The organism is Streptomyces qinglanensis, assembly GCF_900111245.1.
Classification (GTDB): Bacteria; Actinomycetota; Actinomycetes; order Streptomycetales; family Streptomycetaceae; genus Streptomyces; species Streptomyces qinglanensis.
Genome location: NZ_FOGO01000006.1, coordinates 214,247 through 231,226, shown reverse-complemented (window position 1 = coordinate 231,226; position 16,980 = coordinate 214,247). Strand labels below are relative to the sequence as shown.

At 74.6% G+C, this 16,980-nt stretch carries 14 protein-coding genes; 2 read left to right on the top strand and 12 right to left on the bottom strand.

The genetic code is table 11. The annotated features are described in order from the left end of the window. Nucleotides 1-7: 7 nt before the first annotated feature. The 10 genes from BMX65_RS15345 to BMX65_RS15300 all read right to left on the bottom strand — a co-directional run bounded on the left by BMX65_RS15345 (nucleotide 8) and on the right by BMX65_RS15300 (nucleotide 11,887). Nucleotides 8-574: a nucleoside 2-deoxyribosyltransferase gene (locus tag BMX65_RS15345; RefSeq protein ID WP_107437492.1), complete on the bottom strand. Its 567-nt coding sequence runs from the start codon at nucleotides 572-574 to the stop codon at nucleotides 8-10. A 72-nt stretch (nucleotides 575-646) separates the two neighbouring features. Further along, entirely contained in the window at nucleotides 647-1,288 is a 642-nt protein-coding gene (locus BMX65_RS15340; RefSeq protein ID WP_075000826.1) for a class I SAM-dependent methyltransferase, read from the bottom strand. A gap of 90 nt (nucleotides 1,289-1,378) precedes the next feature. Then, a complete protein-coding gene (locus BMX65_RS15335; RefSeq protein ID WP_075000825.1) occupies nucleotides 1,379-3,271 on the bottom strand; it encodes a hypothetical protein in 1,893 nt (630 codons plus the stop codon). A gap of 91 nt (nucleotides 3,272-3,362) precedes the next feature. Next, nucleotides 3,363-4,601: an MFS transporter gene (locus tag BMX65_RS32105; protein ID WP_239501988.1), complete on the bottom strand. Its 1,239-nt coding sequence runs from the start codon at nucleotides 4,599-4,601 to the stop codon at nucleotides 3,363-3,365. Then, nucleotides 4,598-5,917 (bottom strand): ATP-grasp domain-containing protein, encoded by a 1,320-nt coding sequence (locus tag BMX65_RS15325; RefSeq protein ID WP_239501987.1) that lies wholly within the window; start codon nucleotides 5,915-5,917, stop codon nucleotides 4,598-4,600. Before BMX65_RS15325 ends, BMX65_RS32105 begins: the two co-directional genes overlap by 4 nt. Next, the gene (locus BMX65_RS15320) at nucleotides 5,914-7,092 is read right to left on the bottom strand and encodes a DegT/DnrJ/EryC1/StrS family aminotransferase (protein WP_075000824.1); all 1,179 of its coding nucleotides are present in this window, start codon (nucleotides 7,090-7,092) and stop codon (nucleotides 5,914-5,916) included. Before BMX65_RS15320 ends, BMX65_RS15325 begins: the two co-directional genes overlap by 4 nt. Next, nucleotides 7,089-8,285 (bottom strand): arginine 2,3-aminomutase, encoded by a 1,197-nt coding sequence (gene blsG / locus BMX65_RS15315; RefSeq protein ID WP_075000823.1) that lies wholly within the window; start codon nucleotides 8,283-8,285, stop codon nucleotides 7,089-7,091. The genes BMX65_RS15320 and blsG overlap by 4 nt, the downstream gene beginning before the upstream one ends. A gap of 101 nt (nucleotides 8,286-8,386) precedes the next feature. Beyond that, a complete protein-coding gene (blsF, locus tag BMX65_RS15310; RefSeq protein ID WP_143081849.1) occupies nucleotides 8,387-9,598 on the bottom strand; it encodes a CGA synthase-related protein in 1,212 nt (403 codons plus the stop codon). Continuing rightward, a complete protein-coding gene (gene blsE / locus BMX65_RS15305) occupies nucleotides 9,586-10,575 on the bottom strand; it encodes a cytosylglucuronate decarboxylase (protein ID WP_075000821.1) in 990 nt (329 codons plus the stop codon). The genes blsF and blsE overlap by 13 nt, the downstream gene beginning before the upstream one ends. Before the next feature lie 37 nt (nucleotides 10,576-10,612). Then, nucleotides 10,613-11,887 (bottom strand): hydroxymethylcytosylglucuronate/cytosylglucuronate synthase, encoded by a 1,275-nt coding sequence (locus tag BMX65_RS15300; RefSeq protein WP_079171904.1) that lies wholly within the window; start codon nucleotides 11,885-11,887, stop codon nucleotides 10,613-10,615. A 1,102-nt stretch (nucleotides 11,888-12,989) separates the two neighbouring features. On the opposite strand from BMX65_RS15300, the gene BMX65_RS15295 reads away from it, so the two are divergent. After that, nucleotides 12,990-14,057 carry an ATP-dependent DNA ligase gene (locus BMX65_RS15295; protein ID WP_177214275.1) on the top strand — a complete coding sequence of 356 codons (1,068 nt, stop codon included), beginning with the start codon at nucleotides 12,990-12,992 and terminating at the stop codon, nucleotides 14,055-14,057. 87 nt (nucleotides 14,058-14,144) lie between these two features. Here BMX65_RS15295 and BMX65_RS15290 read toward each other — a convergent pair whose 3' ends face one another. Further along, nucleotides 14,145-14,786: a TetR/AcrR family transcriptional regulator gene (locus tag BMX65_RS15290; protein WP_075000819.1), complete on the bottom strand. Its 642-nt coding sequence runs from the start codon at nucleotides 14,784-14,786 to the stop codon at nucleotides 14,145-14,147. A 156-nt stretch (nucleotides 14,787-14,942) separates the two neighbouring features. Here BMX65_RS15290 and BMX65_RS15285 point away from each other — a divergent pair, with 156 nt between their 5' ends. After that, entirely contained in the window at nucleotides 14,943-16,325 is a 1,383-nt protein-coding gene (locus tag BMX65_RS15285; protein WP_075000818.1) for a carboxypeptidase regulatory-like domain-containing protein, read from the top strand. 198 nt (nucleotides 16,326-16,523) lie between these two features. Here the strand turns inward: BMX65_RS15285 and trxA are convergent, their stop codons facing one another. Beyond that, on the bottom strand, nucleotides 16,524-16,916 hold the full coding sequence (gene trxA / locus BMX65_RS15280) for a thioredoxin (RefSeq protein WP_075000817.1): 393 nt from the start codon (nucleotides 16,914-16,916) through the stop codon (nucleotides 16,524-16,526). Nucleotides 16,917-16,980: the final 64 nt, after the last annotated feature.

Below are 16,980 nucleotides of genomic sequence, written 5' to 3'. Positions count from 1 at the left end.
TGCCCGGTCAGTCCGCCCGGCGCGTCGGCTGTTGCGGCCGGGCGGCCCGGTGCCGGGCCACGACGCTGCGCAGGGCGGTGTCGACCTGCGGGAGGACCTCGGACGGGTCGCGGCAGACCACGTACTCCACCGTGGCCACGGTGTGCAGGCCCTGCACCAGGAAGGTGTAGTCCCGGTCCTGCTCCAGCAGCAGCACGATCGGCTTGCCGAAGGCGCTGGCCCAGCCGATCTCGACGTGGGTGCCGGGGGAGGCGGGGTGCCCGGGCACGGCCACGAAGGCGTCTGCCTTGCGGATCTCTTCCTGGTCCAGCGGGGTGCACACCTCCGGCGGCATCAGCGCCGCGCCCCAGGACTCCCGCCGGTGTGCGTTGTGCACCGCGATGCCCTGTGCCTCGAAGTGCTCGATCAGCAGGGAGAACGGGGCGCGCGCTGCGGGCGGCATCCGGCCGGTGTCCGGATCGAGGAGCTGGAGGAAGGGACCGGCCAGGAAGAGGGAGCCGACGCCGGCCGGGGCGTCCGGTGCGCGCGTCGTGACCGGGGCGGGGACGGGCGTGGTGGTCGGATCGGTGGTCATGGGTTCCTCCGGGACGTTGTCGGCCGGTGGGCCGGTGGGCCGGTGGGCCGGTTGCGGCGGGGCGCCGGCCGGTCAGCTCTTGAGGAAGCACTGGATGTAGGCGTCGCCGGCCGTGCCGTAGGTGTACGCGGTGGTGTCGTAGGCCGTGTACGGACGGCGCACGACACGCATCTCCGTGAAGTGCGGCAGATACTGCCGACGCAGTTCCGGCTTGGTGCTGAAGAACGGGACGAAGGCGCCGCCGGGGCGGAGGACCCGCACCACCTCGGGAACGGTCCGCAGCCACAGCGCGTCGTCTTCCCAGACCGCCATGTCGAGCGCCGGGTCGAAGAGGATCCCGTCGACGCTCTCCGAGGGCAGCTCGAAGATCCGCCGGAAGAAGTCGCCCTGCTCGATGCGGAGCGTGCCCGGCAGCCCGGGATTGCGCTCCCGGAACAGCCGCTCCACCTCGGGGAAGAGCTCCAGCACCCGGTGGCTGCGGGTCACCGGGTTGCGGGCGATCCGCAGCGCCGAGAGCCCCAGCCCCAGCCCCACTTCGTAGAAGTCCCGCCCGTACTCGCACAGCAGGTCGGCGCCGGCCCACATCAGATCGCGCTCCCACGCCTGCATGGCCTGCTCGCCGCCGATGCTCAGCGTCACCTCGCCGTTCTGCTCGATCAGTTCGATGGGGGGCTGGTCCGTGCCGCTGGGCACGGACGTCGTCGGGTTCTCCATGAGCGCACTCCTTCGGCTGAGCGGAATTCGGGGGCCGGACGACCCGCCGGGGAGCGGGGCGGGGAACCTCACTCCCCGCCCCGCGAAGTCTCAGTTCCGTGCGGGAACGACACCGAAGTGCCGGCGGGCGGTGCTCACAGCGAGGTCCTGCACCGCGTAGACGGTGAAGTAGTACGCCTGCGGGGCGGTCTCCGGGCGGAAGCGGACCCGGAAGAAGACGTCCCGGGTGAGGCCCGCGCCGACCCGCACCCGCGCGGCCGGCGGCTCGACGACGGCGTCCTGGCGCAGATAGGTGGGCACGAACAGCCCCAGCCGCACCGGGCCCGGCCGGGCCGCGGTGAGCGCGGCCCGCACCCGCAACTCGCCGTCCCGGGGCACCTCGTCCGCGGCGTGGGCCAGCAGCCGCGGCGCATCCGGCACCCGGAAGGTGACATCGCCGCAGCGCATGCACACCGCGCAGACGGTGTCCAGGATCTGCGGCAGCAGTCCGCGCCGGGTGAACTCCTGGGCGGGGCGCCCGCAATGGCAGGTGACGTCCCGCACCGCGGGGTCCAGGCTGCTGCGGTCCCCGAAGTGCGCGGGGTAGTTCAGCACGTCGGTCTCCGGCTCCTCGGCGATCTGCCGGGCCAGCACATGGTCGAGCGACTGGAGGTCCGCGTTCAGCGAGGCCCGGATCTCCGCGGCCGACCGGTCGGCGAGCTGGGTCGGCCGCGCCACCCACTGGTCGACCTTGCGGGCCAGTTTCGTCAGCCGGGGGCGGAGCCGGTTGTGCGGGCCGAGCAGGTCCGAGCCGAGCAGGGCGTTCAGCCGGGTCCCGGTGGTGAGCAGCAGCGGGTCGGGCCGGTGCTCGGACGGGACGGGGCGGGGCGCCGGACGCTCCGGCACGGCGGGCAGCCCGAAGCGCAGGAACGCCGGGTAGGGGTGGGAACCGGCGAGGCTCGCGTTCAACGTGTCCACGGAATCGGCGCCGCTGGTGGCGGCCGCCATCCAGGCGGAGTTCTCCGGCCGGTCCGAGTCGTGCACGGAGACCGCGGAGACCACGGTCCTGGCGGGCCCGTCCAGCGCGTTGAGCAGGAGCTGGTACTTGGGGTCGTAGAGCGCGAGGTCCGCCAGCGGGCCGCTGTTGCAGGCGCTGAGCACGACCTCCACCGCACTGACCCGGTGCAGCGGCACGAGCTTGTCCTCCGGCTTGTAGCAGGGCAGGCCGTAGGCGCAGCGCGGGCCGAGGAGGCCGGGACGCGGGGCGGCGGCCGGGCTGAGGCCGCAGACGGTGTAGTCGCCGAGGTTGACGCTGTCGTCCTTGCCGTGGCCCTGGAAGACGACGCGCCGCCAGGCGGTGTCCAGGATCTCCGCCTGGATGTCGGTCTCCGCGCGGTCGAAGTCCCGGTCGTCGAAGACGCGCACCCCCGGCGCGGGAGCCGGGCGGTCGGTGTCGGTGAACAGTCCCACCGCCTCGACCTCCGGCGACGGCACCGCGTACTGCTTGGCCGCGTTCCAGGCCACCGCGGTGCCGTCCCGGCCGCTGAGCAGGCTCAGCGCGTGTGCGGGCCCCCGGTAGGTGCTCAGCAGCAGCTCCCGGACCGCCTCCAGCGTCAGCCACCGGTAGGCGCCGACCAGCAGCACACCGCCGGGGTGCGCGGCGCGCAGCGCCTCGGCGGCGAGATCCCGCTCGGGAACCCAGGTCCGGGCGAGCGGCCGGACGAGTTCGGCGACCCCCGCCGGCAGGTCCTCGGCGCCCAGCAGGATCCCCGTCTCCACCGGCCGGGGCCGGTGGGTGCCGCTGTACAGAGGCGCGGCCCGGGCCACGCAGTCGGCCAGCTCCGGCCGCTCCCCGGCCGGGACCGGCACCGGGGTGCGGTCGGGGGCCCGGAGGAACGCCTCGACCGCTGCGGGCAGTTCCCCGTACGGCACGGTGCGGAACGGACCGGTCGGTGCGGCGGCGGTGGCCCCGTGGTGCCGTTCGGGGCGGGCGACTGCGTCCATGGCGGGTACCTCGGGTTCCTGTCGTCGGTCGGGGCGCGGAGCGCGGGGCCGGAGCCGGTGGCGGCCTGCGCGGGGTACGGAACGGGGACCGTCACACGGGCTCCTGCACCTCCTCGGGCGCGCTGCGGCCCAGCAGCGGCCGGCACCCGAAGGCCAGCAGCGCCGCGGCCAGACCGGCGGCGAGCGCGGCGCCGAACACCGCGCGCGGACCGGCGGGTTCCACGAGCAGCCCGCCCACCTGCTGGCCGACCGCGTCGCCGACCACGGTCGCCAGGGACGCCCAGGTGAACGCCTCGGTGAGCAGCCGGCCGTCGGCGACCTGGCTGACCAGCGTCATCTCGCTCGCGGAGACCAGCGCGATGGGGACGCCGCCGACGGCCAGCGCCAGCCCCAGGGTGAGCGGGGAGACGGCCAGCAGCGGCAGTCCCGCGCCCGCCGCGAAGGCCAGCACCAGCCAGGGGAAGCGGCGGTGCACCGGAGTGCCGTCCTGGGACCGCCCCAGCCAGAGTGCGCCCAGCGCGCTGCCGACTCCCCAGCAGGCGTACACCACACCCGTGGTGCCGGTGCTGCCGCGCGCGTCCAGGAAGGCGGGAACGGCCAGCGTCAGCAGCCCGATCGGCACGGCGCTCAGCGCCATCACCGCGACGAGCGCGAGCAGCGCGCGGGAGCGCAGCGGGCCCAGCAGGCGGGGCGCCGCTTCCGGCGTCGCCGCCGGTGCCTCCGCGACCCCCGGCGGCAGGCGGGTGAGCGCCAGCCCGAGGGAACCGGCCCCGCCCAGTGTCGCGACGGCCACCACCGCCAGTCCGGCCGAGTCGGCGAGCATCAGTCCGGCGAGCATCAGCGGCGCCCCGATCACCAGCAGTTCGGTGAGCAGCGCCTCCCACAGGTAGGCGGTCCTGCGCTCGTCGTCGGCCAGCGGCAGCCGGGCCCACAGCGAGCGCATCACGGAGTTCGCGGGTGGCAGCAGGACACCCGCCGCGAAGGCCAGCACGGGCTGGAGCCGGTCGCCGGGACCGCCGCTCGCCACGAGCAGCGCGAGCGCCGCCGGGTAGGCGATGCCGGTGGCCAGCAGCACCGGGCGCCGCCCCCGGCGGTCCACCTGGCGTGCGACGAGCGGGCTGCCCAGCGCCATGCCCAGGGTGTAGAACGCGGCGACGAGACCGGCCCGCGCATAGCTGCCGCCCTGTTCGCGCACCACCAGCACCATGGCCAGCGACATCAGGTAGACGGGCAGCCGGGAGACGACGCTCCACCAGGCCGGACCGGCCACCTGGCGGCGGGTCAACAGCATCCGGAAGCGGCGCACCTGGCCGGGGGGACGGCTGGTCACGTACTCGTACCTCCTTCGGCCGCGGCCGGAGCGGAGTGCGGCAGCGGCGCCAGCTCGATGGTGAAGGCGTCCAGCACCGCGCGCATCCGCCGCTCCACCTGTGCGACGGAGTCCCCGGCGACGTGGACGTGTCCGCTCGCGCTGTGCGAGGCGCGCCGGCTGTGCACGGTGTCTCCGGCCCCGACCTGGAGAACGACGTCCAGGGTGCCGGGGATGCGGCGCAGTTGCTCCGCCGGTGTGATGTGCCGGACCACACCGGAGCCGGGCAGCGGCAGCAGCAGGTCCCCGACGCACCGCCGGTGCCGGTAGCGCAGTTCGGGGCGGCGGCCGCGGTAGACGTCCAGGGTGGCGCCGAAGATGTCGAAGCCGTAGGCGTGCCCGTGGTTGGCGGCGATCTCGCAGCCGGCCATCCGCAGCCCGACCTCGCTCGCGAAGACGGTGCCGTCCCGCTCGAAGAACTCCATGTGCAGGTAGCCGTGGTCGATGCCCATGCCGGTGGTGATCCGCTGCACCAGCGCGGGCAGATCCACCGGCGGCCCCGCGCCCGTGGCCACGCTGATGTTGGCGTTCATCGCGCCGGAGACGATCTCCAGCGGACGGCAGGGCATCGCACTGGGCCAGGCGTCCAGCACCCGTCCGCCGTGGATCAGGGCGCACGCCTCCCATTCGGTGCCGGTCAGGAACTCCTCGGCCATCCACTCCCGCGCCCGCCAGTCGACGCCGTCGAGAGCGGCGGGCCCGTCCAGCCGGTGGGTGTCGATGCAGGCGAAGGAGTCCACCGGCTTGAGCACCAGCGGCCAGCCGTACCGGCCGGCGAAGCGCAGCACCTCCGCAGGCGCGCGCACCCGGCGCCAGGCGGCGGTGGCCAGGCCCAGTTCGCGAAACCTCGCCTTCATGGCGGCCTTGTCACGCACCCACCGCACCTGCTGCCTGGTCAGGTGCGGCAGCCCGGCCAGCGCGGCGAACTCCTGCGCCGTCTCCTGCTGCGGTTCCGAGGGGTTGCAGAACCGGGTGGGCGCGGCGGGCAGTTCGGCGGCCCAGGCGCGGTAGCGGCGGGCCTCCTCGGCCGGCGGCACCCCCTCGCGGATCCAGAACGCGGGCAGGTGCGCGGTCTCGCGCACGTACTCCGGGGACAGCGCCCGGCGCTGCGCGGCGAACCGCAGGAGCACCAGCCGCCCGGCTGCCGCGCGCGCCGCGTACCGGGTGAAGGACGTGGCCCGGTCGTCGGCCAGCAGCAGCACCGGCGGCTGCGGCTCGGGCGCCGCCGCGCCGTCCTGGCCGCGGTGCCCGGGGACCCCGCCCGGCGGGGCGCTCACACCGTCTCCAGGGCCTGCTGCACGGCCTTGGCCGCCTCGATCTGCGCGGGCTCCGGCAGTTCGGGTGAGAGCGGCACGCACAGGGTGCGGTCCAGCAGGTCGCGGGTGCGCGCGAAGCCGTCCGCGCTGAGCGCCAGCGGCCCCGCGGGGGCGTGGCTCCACGGGAAGCCGTCCGCATACGGTGAGCGGCGGCCGGTCAGCACCGGGTGCTCGGGCAGCAGATACTTGTTCAGCGTCCAGTTGGCGATGCCCCGGGCGGTGAGCGCGGCCACCGCCGCGTCCCGCAGTTCCCGGCTCTCCCAGCGCATCCGCACGCTGACCTTGGCGTCGCCCGCCGAGCGGGGCAGCACGCTCAGGTCGGGGCGGTCCGGCAGCCGGTCCACCGCGAGGGCGTACATCCGCTCCAGCCCGGCCAGGACCTCGTCCAGGTGCCGGAACTGCTGGCACTGCACGGCCGCCACGCCCTCGCTGGTGACGAGGTTCTCGCCGAAGTGGGCGTCCTCGTTCCAGGTGGGGTAGCTGCCCGGCACCCGGGCCGAGCCGTGGTCGTGGTAGCAGCGCATCCGCGCCCAGGCGGCCGGGTCGCCGGTCACCACCAGGCCGCCCTCGCCGGAGGTGAGCACCTTGTTGTGGTGGAAGCTGAAGGTGCCGGCGTACCCGGCGGTGCCGACCTGCCGGCCGTCCGGGAACCGGGCGCCCAGCGACTGTGCACAGTCCTCGATGAGGTACGGGACGTGCGCCGGTACCGGCGCGACGGTGCCCTCCATGTGCGCGGTGATCACGCGCCGGGCGTCCGGCGGCAGCAGCCCGGTATCCAGCGCGAGCGACTCGTCGACGTCGACCAGGACCGGGATCAGCCCGCAGGAGAGCACGGCTCCGGCCACCGCGACGAAGGTCACCGCGGGGATGTGCACGAGGTCCCCGACGGACGGCCGGGTGGAGATCAGGCACAGTCGCAGGGCCTCGGTGCCGTTGTGCACGGCGAGCGCGTGCCGGGCGCCGAGCCGCTCGGCGGCTGTCCGCTCCAGCCGGGAGGCCATGCTCTCCTGCTCGGTCTGGTAGCGGAAGAGCACCCGGTGGTCGATCACCTCGCGCAACTCGGCCATGTCGGACCAGTCGAGGTAGTTGGCCCCGTACGGCAGGAAGCGCTGGCCTGCTCGTTTGTCGAGGGTCATCGCAGATCGGCCTCCCGGACCGGGTACACGGAACGGTCCACGGTCAGCTCCTCGCCGCGGTAGTTGCGCAGCCGCAGTCCCTCCGGGGTCTCGTGGAACGCGGGCCGGGCGACGGGGATCTTGCCGATCTTCGTGGTGAGCACGTACTGCGGTACGGCGAAGCCGGTGATGTGGCCCTGGAGACCCTCCATGATCTCCCAGCCCTTCTCCACGGAGGTCATGAAGTGCGAGACACCGGTGACGTTGTCGCAGTGGTAGAGGTAGTACGGCCGCACCCGGATGCGCAGCAGTCCGGTCATCAGCGTCCGCATGGTGGCCACGTCGTCGTTGACGCCGCGCAGCAGCACCGTCTGGTTGCCCACCGGGATGCCGTGCCGCAGCAGCCGGTCGACCGCGGCGGCCGCCTCGCCGGTGATCTCCTTGGGATGGTTGAAGTGGGTGTTCAGCCACACCGGGTGGTACCGGGCGAGCATGCCGCACAGTTCGTCGGTGATCCGCTGCGGCAGCAGCACCGGGAACCGGCTGCCGATCCGGATGATCTCGACGCTCGGGATCGCGCGGAGCCCGGAGACGATCTCCTCCAGGGTGCCGTCCCGGTAGGAGAGCGGGTCGCCGCCGGTCAGCAGCACGTCCCGGATCTCCGGGTGGGCGGCGATGTACCGCAGGTCCTCCTCGTAGGAACTGCCCTCGTTCTCCCGGAAGTAGGTGCCTTCGACGTCGGTGGTGTGGAACTTGCGCGTGCAGTGCCGGCAGTAGACCGGACACGCCTCGGTGACCAGCATGATCACCCGGTCCGGGTACTTGTGCACCACGCGGTTGGTCTTCCGGTAGTACATGTCGCCCACCGGGTCGACTTCGGCGCCGCTGTGCTCCATCAGCTCCGCCAGCGCCGGCACCGCCTGGCGGCGGACCGGGCAGAGCGGGTCGTCGGGATCCATCAAGGAGGCGTAGTAGGGCGTGACCGACCAGCGGTAGCGGCCCGCCGAGCGGACGATGGCCTCCTCCTCGTCTGGTGTCAGGCGGATCCACTGCCGCGCCTTCTCGGCGTTGGTGACGCGCTTGCGCATGTGCCAACGCCAGTCCCGCCACTGCGCGTCCGGGACGGTGGGGCGGAACGCCGCGGGGGCGGCGGGTGCCCGCGGCGCGGGCTGCGGTTCGGTGCTCGCTTCGGTTTCGCCGGACGTGCGGGACATGACGACTCCAGGTCCGCTGGGAAGAGGGAACAGTGGCGGGAGGGGGGCGGTTCCGGGCGGGGGACGGGAGCTCGGGAGGCGGACGGCTGAGCCGGAGGCCGTCACAGGGGGGCGAACGCGAGTTGGCGCAGCGCCCGTGCGACCCGCTGGGCCCCGCGCAGGTCCTCCGGGTCCGGTTCCTGCGGGAAAGGCGCGGCTCCGGACCCGGCGCTCTCCGGCAGGAAGCGCGCCGGGATTCCCGCCGGGAAGCTGCCTCTTGGCCCCTGCGGCCCTTGCGGCCCTTGCGGCCCTCGCGGCTCTCCCGGCCCTCCCGGCGCTTCCGGCGCCGCGGCGTCCGCTCCGGTGCTCCGCGGGTCCGCGGTGCGCGCCGACAGCCGGGCGGCGAGGTCTCGTTGGGCGTCGCCCAGCGGCGGCAGCAGCGCCACGGGGGAGCCGCGGGCCCGCGCCAGCGCGAGACCGCACAGGGTCGGCGATGTCCAGAACGCCTCGGCGGCGGCGTGCCACGCGTCCACGTCCACATCGGCCGCACGGTGGACGGTGACGCCGCCACCGGCGTCCGGCGCGGCGGGCAGGCCCGGCAGGCGGCCGGCCGGCGCGTGCCGGCCGGGGCGCCGCACCGCCTCCAGGGCCGCCCGTACCGGCGGCCCGGCCCGGTCGTGGACCACCGTGCAACCGCCGGTGTGCCGTACCGCCGCAGCGGTGAGGCCCGGCAGCGCCTCCCGGGCGAAGGCGGCGGCCTCGTCGTCCGGCACGCCCCAGAAGGAGAGCAGCAGCAGTGTGCCGCCGCGCCGCCGGGACCGGGTCAGCCGCAGCGGGGCCAGCGTCCCGACCGGCAGGGCGCCCCCAGCGCCGTCCGGGGTGCTGCCGGAGGGCGGCAGCCAGCCCGGCCGGTGCACCCTGCGCACCGTGCGGTCACCTGGGCAGCCGGCGGATCCAGGCGCGTGGTCGTGCCCCGAGCGCAGCCACACCACCGGGACGCCCCGGTCCAGCAGCATCCCGGCTGCCGGTCCGTCGTCGCAGACCAGAGCCACATCGGCAGCCTGCTCGGCCGCTGCGCCGTCCGGATCGGCCGCCCGGGGCCGGGACACGATCCGCAGGTCGGTGAGGTGCGCGGCGACCCGGCGGCAGGCCAGCAGCGAGTCCAGCTCGGCGGCACGGGGCACCAGCAGCAGGCGTGCGGCGCCTCGCGGGACACGGTCGCCCCTCGGCCGCGGTGCGGGCGCCGGGTGCCGGTCGTCCGCCGGGATGGTGGCCATCTGCGCTCCGATCGTGAGCGGGTGGAAGGGGCGGGCGGGCCGGTTCAGTAGCGCCACGGAGCCGCGGTGCCCAGCCGGGCGACGTCGTCGCTGTAGCCGGCGGCGGTCGTCGAGCACCCCGCGCAACTGCGCGGGCCCTGGGTGCGGAAGTGGTCGGCGTGCTCCCGGAAGACCGGGGTGTCCAGGCGGATCGACCCGTGCTCGCGCAGCGGTGCGCCGCCCGGTCCCTCGGACCCCTCGCGGTGCGGCAGGCAGCTGCACGCGTAGCTGCGGCCGTGCTTGCCGTCGATGTAGATGACGTCGTCCACCACGTGGCACAGCGGTTCGGAGGCCCGCGGGGTCTGCGAGTCGGCGAAGTAGCGCTCCTGCTCCTGCGGGGTGTCCCCGTAGAAGCGCTTGCCCATCGGGACCAGCACGGTGTCGGGGTCGGCCGCGTAGAGCGGGTCGCAGACCGCGCGCACGTGGGCCGGGTCGGGGTAGCGGATCGAGCGCTCCAGCTTCAGCGCGGACAGCTCCCACTGCCGCACGCCCGCCTCGGTCAGGACGCGCTGCAGTTCGGGCATCTGGGGGTAGTTGTGCGGTCCCACCACGGTGTTGACCCGCGGCAGCACACCGAGCGCCGCGCACTCGCGCAGTCCGCGCAGCCCGCTGTCGAACATGCCGGGCGACCGGCGGTAGACGTCGTGGGTGGCGGCCGAGGAGCCGTCCAGACTGACGATCACCTGGGCGAGCCCCGCCTCGGCGAGCGAGGGAGCCATCCTGGGCAGCAGACTGCCGTTGGTGATCAGGGACATCCGCATTCCGGCCGCTGTGCCGTCCCGGACGAGTGCCACCACCTCGGGGTGCATCAGCGGCTCGCCGCCGGTGAAGCGGACGTACCGCACCCCGGCGGCCACCGCCTCCGGGAGCAGTTCGGCGAAGTCCCGCCGGGAGAAGCGGAAGGTGTCGCGGGAGAGGGCGAACTCGCACATGAAGCAGTCGGCGTTGCAGGCTTCCAGGATCCTGACGAACAGATACCGCTGACGCTGGGGCATGGCGGGAACCTCCGGACTGCGGGAGTGCTGGAGCGGGTCAGTGGGCCGTCCCGGCGAGGGACAGCAGCGCGTCGGCGACCTGGCCGGCTCCGCCGGTGCCGAGCGCGGTGGCGAGGCCGTCCCAGGCGCGGTGTGCCGTGGCCGCGCGCAGCGCCGTGCCGACGGTCTGCCGCAGTGTGTCGCGGGTGCGGTGCGCCTCCGGCGCTCCGGCGGTCCCGGCGATCGCCCGGTAGATCATCTCCAGGGCCTTGCCCTCGCCCCCGGTGCGCAGCGCCAGCGCTTCGTCCTCGGGGCAGACGCCCTCCGGCCAGCGGACACGGACGTCGGCGCCGACAGCCCGGTGGTGGAAGCGGGCGTTGAAGATCTGGCTGAGGTTCTGCGGCGGCAGGCAGACGGCGGGCACGCCCCGGGCCCCGGCTTCCAGGAGCGTGGTCAGTCCCGGTGAGGTGAGCAGGACGTCGCACTCCGCCAGCCGGTCCAGGAACGCTCCGTGGCTCAGCGGTCCGACGGTGACCTGCGGGACGCCGCTGCCCGCAGGCTCCGTGGGACCCGTAGGCGCGGTGAGCCGGGCGGCCGTCTCCGGCGGGAGGTTGCCCGCCAGGTGCACGTCGCGGACCCCGTGGTCGGCGAGGGCCGCCAGCACCGGCGGTACCACCAGTCGCGGGTAGGGGGACCAGTCGGCCAGCCGGGGCGCCCGCAGCCCGCCGAGGTTGACCAGCGCCGAGCGGTACGGCCCCGGCTCGGCCTTCCGCGGCCGGGGGAGCCGGTGCTCGGGAAGGGCCACGATGCCCTCGATCCAGCGCAGTTCGCGGATGTCGCCGAGTACCCCGTGGCACTCCGGGGGCAGTTCGGGACACCGCTGGGCACAGTAGACGGACACGTCCAGCGGCAGGTCGGGCCGGTCTCCGTCGGTCCAGAGGAAGGGCAGGCTGTCCACGAACACCGTGGGCACTCCCGCCGCCTCCAGCGCGCGGGCCCACCCGCCGTCGAGGACCACCAGCGCGGCTGTCACCGCGTGCTCGCGCACGATCTTCCGGAGGGCCTCCTCCCGGCGGGCCGAGGAGGCGGGCAGGTCGTACCAGGCGTCCACGGGGTACCCGGTCAGCAGCGGGCGGCCCAGGCCCGAGCCGAGTCCGACCAAGCGCAGCGCACCCGGTGCCCGTTCGGCCAGCGCGGCGAGGATCGCGCTCAGCTTGCCCCCGCTGCCCCAGCCGAACTCGGCCCCCACCAGCGCCACGGTCCGTGCGGGCCCGCGCGGTGCCGCGCCGCGGCCGCGCACCGGCGCGCGTTCCGAAGAAGGGGACGTCGACATGGTGTTCCTTCCGTTCTCGGAGGGGGATCGGAGGGGGATCGGAGGGGGATACGTGCGTCCGGCACCGGATTCCGGCACCGGATTCCGGCACCGGATTCCGGCGCCGAAGGCTCCGGGGCCGGGGCGGAGGAAGGTGCGGCGTCGCGTCCGCGCGGTCTGTCCGCGCGGGTCCGTGGCGGACCGGCCGTGCGGCCGCGGCGCGGTTCTCGGGCGCCGCCGGGGCCCGGAGGGCCGCGGCAGCCGCGGCAGCGGTCCGGAGCCGACCGCTGGCGGTCCACGGGGCGCGGAGAGGTCATCAGGGTGGTCCCGGCACCGACCGGAACGGCTGCGGAGGGGCGCGGGTGCTGGGGTGGGTGGGTACGGCGGCCGGGCGGGTGAGCTGCGGGTGTCTGCCGAGGTGTCCGCCGGGTGGACCGCGGCGGCGTCCGGACGGTGCTACCGCCCGGCGGGCGCCACCTGACCGGTCCGTCCCGGCCCGGGTATCCGGCGCGTCGCGGGTGTCCGCTGCCGCGTTCCCGGGCCGCCCGCACCGGTTGCGGCGGTGTGCGCGAAGGGTGAAGCGGTCGGTGCGGTCCGGTTCATCCGACGGTCCCCCTTCTGTGGTCGGTTGTGCTCGGTGCGGCCGGTGCCGCTCCCGTCCGGCCGCCGGGGACGGCGCTCGTACCGCGAAGCCCCCGGAAGCCGGTCGTCCGACGCTGTGAGAACTTCCCCGCCCCGCCACCGGGGAACGCGAGGGTGGCCCAAACCCCCGTATCGCATGGTCGGGGGGCGCGTCGGCGGAGAGCGGTGCCGCGCAACTCCCGGTGCTGCGGGGTGCGCTGGGGCGGCGCCTGTCCGCCATCGGGTGCGCCCGGCGCGTCCGGCGCTCCGGGCCCGGCAGGCGGGGCGGCGGGCGGACCGCTCGCAGCCGTCGGCGGGCTCCGGCGGCTGCCGGGCGGGTACGCGGGTTCCGCGTACCCCCGGCGGGGCGCGGCGGTGCGGCACCGTGCGGCGCGTGCACCGGCACCGTGCGGGCGCGGTGCGTCGCCGCTGCCGTGCGGATGCTCACCGGAAAGGATCACCTGGCGTGCGGGAACCGCTGCCGGTCCGCACAGTCGGAGGTATGCGACTGCCTGTCATGCCTCCGGTACGCCCGATGCTCGCCAAGGCCGTGTCCGCCGTTCCGGAGGGCATGCAGTACGAGGCCAAGTGGGACGGCTTCCGCTGCCTGGTCTTCCGGGACGGCGACGAGGTCGAGCTGCTCAGCCGGACCGGCAAGTCCCTGGTCCGCTACTTCCCCGAACTCGTCGCGGCGCTGCGGGAACGGCTGCCGGAGCGCTGCGTGCTGGACGGCGAGATCGTGCTGCCGGTGGGCGGACGGCTGGACTTCGAGGCGCTCCAGCAGCGCATCCACCCGGCCGCCTCCCGGGTGCGGCTGCTGGCCGAGCGGACGCCCGTCTCCTACGTCGCCTTCGATCTGCTGGCCCTGGGCGCTGCCGACGCCATGGCCGAGCCCCTCTCCGCGCGCCGTGGGATGCTGGAATCCGCGCTGGAGGGGTGCCGCCCGCCGCTGCATCTGGCGCCGGTGACCCACGACAGCGCGGTGGCACGGGAGTGGTTCGCGCAGTACGAGGGCGCCGGACTCGACGGCGTGGTGGCCAAGCGGACGGAGCTGCCCTACCGGCCGGGGGAGCGGGTGATGCTCAAGGTCAAGCACGAGCGCACGGCCGACTGCGTGCCGGCCGGACTGCGTCCCCACAAGAGCGGCCCCGAGGCGCTCGGGTCCCTGCTGCTCGGGCTGTACGACGCCTCGGGCGCGCTCCAGTACGTCGGCGCCTCCTCCTCGTTCCCTGCGGCGCGCAGGCGCGAGCTGATGCGGGAGCTGGCACCGCTGCGAACCGACCGCCCCGAGGAGCACCCGTGGGCCCGCTGGGCGGAGGAGGAAGCGCAGCAGGAGGGCCGGATGCCGGGCGCGCCCAGCCGGTGGAGCGGCGGCAAGGACGCCTCCTGGGTGCCGCTGCGGCCCGAGCGGGTGTGCGAGGTGGCCTACGACCACATGGAGGGCGAGCGCTTCCGGCACACGGTGCTCTTCCGCCGCTGGCGCCCGGACCGCGAGCCGCGCTCGTGCACCTACGAGCAGTTGGAGCAGCCGGTGCACTACGACCTGGAGGCGGCACTGGGCGGCCGCTGACACCTCCCGGCCGACCTCCTGCCACGAGGTGCCCGGCGCCGGAGGGACGGTGGGCCGGGTGCCCCGCCCGCGGGCGCCGCACCGGCCTCAGCGCGCCGAGTGCACCGGGTCGTCGCTCTCGGGGCGCGGCAGCCCGGCGGCCAGCGAGGCGAAGCAGGAGTCGAGCACGGCCAGCAGATCCTCGGCCGGGGACTCCGGGTCCCAGGCCCGGATCGAGGAGCGCAACACCGTCAGCCCGGCGCCGGCCAGCAGGCGGGGGTAGAGGGCGTCCGGGGGCAGCCCGGTGCGCTCGGCGACCGCCTCGGCCAGGGCCTCCGCCAGATGGCTGTTGCTGTGCAGCAGCTTGGGGACCAGCTCCGGATAGGCGCCCAGCAGCCGTCGGCGCTCCCGCCAGCCCGCGTCGGCGACCAGGGCCGGGAGGGCGGTGCGGAGCGTCCGGTGCACGGCCTCCAGCGGCGGCTCGCTCGCGGGGCGGGCGGTGAGCAGCTCCACGAGCTGCCCGGCCAGCCGGCGGTCCCAGTCGAAGACCGCGTCGTCCTTGGTCTCGAAGTAGTTGAAGAAGGTGCGCTGCGAGACTCCCGCGGCCTCGCAGATGTCCTGCACGGTGACGGCTGCGGGCCCGCGCTCCAGGTACATCCGCACCGCCGCGGCGCGCAGCGCCGAACGGGTCTCCAGCTTCTTGCGCTCCCGGAGCCCTCGGGTGTCGGTTCCGGCGGACTGGGCGGTCATCTGTGCTCCCCGTGCTGATTCCGGTTCCTGTCCGTGCTGCGGTGGTTCCTACAGTAGTGCATTTTTGCAGCACTGCAGGTTTCTGTTAGCCTCTCTAACCATTGGCTAGGCCATTTATCTTGCCGCGCCGTACGCACGAGGAGGCGGACCCTGTCCATGGCGGAACACAAGGCGGACCCGGAGCGCACGGGCAGCAGCCCCCGGGCACTCGGCGCGACCGTACGCACCCTGGCGGAGACGCTCTGGTTCCCGGCGTTCTTCTTCACCGGTTTCCTCGTCTGCTACCTGCTGCCCTTCCACAACCCGGTGCCGCACCACGTGGACGTGGCCGTCGCCGGGCCGACGGCCCACCAGCTCGGACAGGCCCTCGAACAGCAGCGCCCCGGAGCGTTCGACGTCCACCAGGTCGCCGACGCGCAGGCGGCACACGACGCGGTCACCGACCGGGCGGCCACGGCGGGCTTCGTGCCCGACGCCGAGCACCCCCGGCTCTACGTCGCCAAGGCGGACGGCTACTCGCTCGAAGCGGTCCTCCAGAAGACCTTCACCGGCGTGGCGCAGCACAGCGGCGGCACGCTCCAGGTCCACGAGGCGGCCCCCACCGCACCCGGCGACGGGATGGGCACCGGGCTCTTCTATCTCGTCCTCGCCTGCACCATTCCGTCCTACATCAGCGTCATGATGCTGCTGCGCGCCACCACCCTGGGGCGCGGCAGGAAGGTCCTCACCCTGGTGTCCGTCGGCGTGGTGGAGAGCGTCGTCGCCTTCCTCGTGGCCCGCTCCATGGACGTGATACCGGACGACCTGCTCGCCGTTCCGCTGGTCTTCTTGATGACCCAGGCGGTCGCCCTCACCTCCTACGGGCTGGTCCCGTTCTGCAAGCAGTTCTTCCCCGGCGTGGCGATGGGCCTGTTCGTCCTGCTCAGCATGCCCTCCAGCGGCGGCGCGATCCCCGTCCAGATGGTGCCCGGTTTCTTCCGGGCCCTGCATCCGGTCATGCCGATGGGCAATCTGATCGAGGCGCTCCGCGGGCTGTTCTACTTCGACGGGAAGGACGTCTGGCGGCACACCCTCGTCCTCTGCGCATGGGTCGCCGCCGGAGCCGCCCTCATCGCCCTCGGCGCGTGGAAGGAGCGCCGCGCGGCCCGCAAGGCGGCGCCGGGAGCCGCCGAGGAGGCCGAGCCCGCCGAGCCGCCGGTCGAGGACCCGGCCTTCGAGCTGCCGCAGCCCTGCGCGGTCGCCCCGCACCAGCACCGCGTGGGCCTGCCGGACCCCGGACTGACGGGACAGGTCACCGACGAGGACGGGCGGCCGCTGGCCGGGGTCGCCATCACGGTCACCGGAGCACACGGCAGGGAGCTGGTGCGCGCGCTCACCGACGGGCGCGGCGAGTACGCGGCGGCCGGCCTCGCCGACCAGTACGTGAACGTCATCGCCAGCAGCCCCGACCGGCTCGCCGCCGTCGCCCGGATACGCGTCCGCGACGGCCACCCGGTGCGCCACGACGTCCGGCTGGCCTCCCGGCACGTGCCTGCCTGACGCCTCCGGGCGCGTGCCCGCCCGATGCCTCCGGGCAGGGCCGCTCGGCGCCGCGGAGCCCCCGGACCCGGCGCCACCGCTTTGCGGGCGATGCGCGGCGGGGGCTGCGGAACCGCATGCGGGGGGTGCGGAACCGCATGAGGACGGCCGCCCGGCGAACACCGGGCGGCCGTCCTCATGCGCTGCTGCTGCGGCGGCTCAGGCGCCGGAGCTCTCCCCGCCCTCCGCGGCCTGGGCCTCGGCCTCGGCGGCGCGCCGGACCTCTTCCATGTCCAGCTCGCGGGCCTGGCCGATCAGGTCCTCCAGCGCGGCCTCGGGCAGCGCGCCGGGCTGCGAGAACACCAGGGTGCGGTCCCGGATGATCGCGAGCGTCGGGATGGACTGCACCTCGAAGGCGGCGGCGATCTCCTGCTGGGCCTCCGTGTCCACCTTGGCGAACGTCAGGTCCGAGTGCCGCTCCGCGGCAGCCTCGTAGACCGGCGCGAAGCTGCGGCACGGGCCGCACCAGGACGCCCAGAAGTCGATCAGGACGAAGTCGTTCCCGGAGACCGTCTCCTCGAAGTTTTCCTTGGTCAGCTCGATGGTGCTCATGCTGTCTCCTGCGGTGGGGGCATCAGGGCGGGCCGCGCCCTGGCACCGGACAACGGTCTGTGCC